A 1,753-nucleotide genomic window follows, 5' to 3' on the forward strand; every position below is an offset into this window, starting at 1 on the left:
GGTAGGGAGTGCCCCACGTTAAAAAAAGAAATCCCATCGAATGATAAAAAATATGTTGTAAGATATTTCAAAAAGACCTAGTATTTTTACTAGGTCTTTTTTATTTTTTAAATCACTTAAGGGGAAAACAATGGCGAAGATAAAATTGCATCAATTAACACAAGACTTTTATGACGAACATAGCCATTTAACAGAGATAGCAGATAAAAATTCAAATGGCAATCTTGAAGACAAAGGGCGAGGTTATGGTGTTTTAATGATTGAAATAAAAGGATACCAATTCGCTATCCCTTTACGCTCCAAAATGAAACATAAAGAAAACTTTCCTACAAAGATTTACACGCAACACAAAAAGAAATACAGAAAAGGATTAGACTATACAAAAGCAATAATAATTACAGATCCTCGTTTTGTCTCACATAGATCATTCAAAATTCCACAAGATGAATTTTTAAAAATTGTAAATTCAGAAAACCGTATAATCCAGTCTTTTGAAAAATATGTGAATCGTTATGTCCAAGCCTATAATACAGGGGATGAAAATATTTTAAGAAAGTACCAATTTTCAACATTGCAAAATTATCACACAGAATTAGAATGTGTTTCGAACTATTCTGAACAACAAACCTCCTAAATAGAAAAGCAGACCTTTAAGATCTGCTCTTTTTTATTTGATTATGTAATTTTTAATTCCCGGATGCCAGTAAGCCATTACCTCAAACGCTCCATTTGCAACCTCATCATCTTCTTCCTCAATCTTGACCAGATCGCCATCCTCCGCATCACCAAGGTTCAACTCTTTATGTATCTCTTTTAAAATGCCGCCGTACCCGATCAATCTACGGGCAGCCAGCGCATCATCCAAGTAAAGCACCGTGTTCAGATTGTCTTCTGTCACCTTATTGCCGCGCACAACATCCGTATCCTTAACCGGATATTTAGAGATTTCGAGAACAGCTTTTTGCTCCATCATCGCTTCCCGCACTTCGTTTTCAATCTGTTCAGCGTCAATCTTGGCTTTACCTTTCACTCGACGAATATCGACAATTGGAGTGTAATCCAATTTCATCGCCTTTTTCCAAAGGCTCGTCCACTCCGCCTGCTTAATATAATTTTTCCCAAAATAATTTTTCCTTACTGGTATCAACACATGAAAATGCGGATGGTATGTATCTTCTTCATGATTTTTGGTAATCTCTAAAGCTCTGAAAAACCCAAGAACCGAGGTCTTTACTTTTTTGTACTGGAACAGTTTCCTAAAGCCTTCCATCATCTCAGAAATTTGTGGCTTCAGCCGTTCTCCCTTTACATTCCGAACCGTCAGCGTGAGAAAAATCCATCCGCAGCCATACTGCCGATTGGCTTCCTCTACGATCAACTTATTGTGATAAGCAATTTTTAACGACCTGCGCCACGCACACATCGGGCATAACCACACTTTAAAAAAATGGGATTGATACATTTTTAACTTGCCCGTCTCCGGGTCTCTCTTAAACGAAAGATACTCTGCACAACCAATTAGCTTTTCAGCCTTTTTGCCATAGTAAGGTGCCCCAATCTTACTCTCTAACGCTTCGTAATGCTCCGCCATGAGGTTCGTACGTCTCTTTTTCCCCTTCCAATCCCGCTTTTTACCTGTTGCGGTTTTGTCTTCGAGGATGCTATAATCGTTTTCAGATGAATAAATCAACAAAAAAACTCCTTCTGAGCTAGTTCTCTAGCATTCTATTATTTTGATTCGACACCTTAATAA

Annotated in this window: 2 protein-coding genes; one reads left to right on the top strand and one right to left on the bottom strand. The window is 37.7% G+C overall.

Annotated features, from left to right (window positions below; all coding sequences use genetic code 11):
• Positions 1-130: 130 nt before the first annotated feature.
• On the top strand, positions 131-634 hold the full coding sequence (gene tenpIN, locus ACFWY9_RS44900; RefSeq protein WP_378341773.1) for a type III toxin-antitoxin system TenpIN family toxin: 504 nt from the start codon (positions 131-133) through the stop codon (positions 632-634).
• Positions 635-667: 33 nt separating this feature from the next.
• Here the strand turns inward: tenpIN and ACFWY9_RS44905 are convergent, their stop codons facing one another.
• A complete protein-coding gene (locus ACFWY9_RS44905; RefSeq protein ID WP_378341774.1) occupies positions 668-1,693 on the bottom strand; it encodes a protein rep in 1,026 nt (341 codons plus the stop codon).
• Positions 1,694-1,753: the final 60 nt, after the last annotated feature.

The organism is Amycolatopsis sp. NPDC059027, assembly GCF_042739735.1.
Taxonomy (GTDB): Bacteria; Actinomycetota; Actinomycetes; order Mycobacteriales; family Pseudonocardiaceae; genus Amycolatopsis.